This window comes from Pseudoalteromonas sp. S4492 (assembly GCF_005886115.1).
GTDB lineage: Bacteria > Pseudomonadota > Gammaproteobacteria > Enterobacterales > Alteromonadaceae > Pseudoalteromonas > Pseudoalteromonas gelatinilytica.
In genome coordinates this window covers 1-1240 of sequence record NZ_PNCP01000053.1, presented here as the reverse complement: position 1 = coordinate 1240, position 1240 = coordinate 1, and the positions used below count along the sequence as shown (strand labels likewise).

The window sequence follows — 1240 nt, the reverse complement described above, 5'->3', positions numbered from 1 at the left end:
TCTACAGCTTCAATCGCTGCTTTAATTTCTGCAGGTGTTGTTGCACTTTCGCGTACGGCAACAAGTTTAGCAATTTCTGCTTTTAACGCACCTAATTCTTGTTCGTCAAGTAATGCACTGTCGGTTGCCAGTGATGCTTCAAGTGCTTCAACAACACGTAACGCTTCAACTTGCTGCTCTTTAAGCATACGCGCTTGCATGTCGTCTTTCGCGTTAGTCATTGATTCTCTGAGCATGTTTGCAACTTGATCATCCGATAAACCAAATGATGGTTTGACCTGAATTTCAGCTTGCACACCGGTTGATTTTTCCATTGCCGATACACTTAATAGGCCATCAGCATCGACTTTAAAGGTTACGCGAATATGCGCAGCACCGGCTGCCATGGCCGGAATACCTTTTAAGCTGAATTTAGCCAACGAACGACAATCGTCAACTAACTCACGCTCACCTTGTAGTACATGCAGTGACATAGCCGTTTGACCATCTTTGAAAGTGGTAAACTCTTGTGCACGTGCAACAGGGATCGTGGTGTTACGTGGAATAATTTTCTCAACCAAGCCACCCATGGTTTCAAGACCTAGCGACAGTGGTAATACGTCTAATAGCAACATGTCTGAATCTGGCTTATTACCAACCAGTACGTCTGCTTGTAATGCCGCACCGAGTGCAACTACGCGATCTGGGTCGATAGAAGTTAGTGGCTCTTTATCAAAAAATGCTGCAACTTGAGAGCGTACAATTGGCATACGAGTCGAGCCGCCAACCATTACAACTTGTAGTACTTCTTCGTTCTCGATACCGGCATCTTTAACCGCACGACGACAAGAGCGTAGTGTTTTCTTCACAAGGCTAAGAGCTAGCTCATCAAACGTTTCGCGGGTAACTTCAACCTTGTGGCTTTGACCATCAAACTCTAAACCAACATTTACAGTTTGGTATTGGCTTAGCGCTTCTTTACACGCTTTTGCTTTATTGATGAATAAACGCAATACCGATGCAGAAAGCTCGCTCACACCCGTTTGTTTTTTGAAGTAATCAACTAGTAGCGAGTCAAAATCGTCACCACCAAGGCTTGAGTCACCGCCAGTCGCAAGTACTTCGAATACACCTTGGTGTAAACGTAAGATAGAAATATCGAAGGTACCGCCACCTAAATCGTATACGGCGATAATGCCTTCTTGGCCTGAATCAAGGCCATAAGCAACAGCCGCAGCCGTTGGCTCGTTTAATAAACGTA

General features: G+C 44.8%; 1 protein-coding gene. It reads right to left on the bottom strand.

The genetic code is table 11. The annotated features are described in order from the left end of the window. Positions 1–1240: Fe-S protein assembly chaperone HscA (gene hscA / locus CWC28_RS17625; RefSeq protein ID WP_138625521.1), on the bottom strand; the 1240-nt coding region annotated here is incomplete at both ends.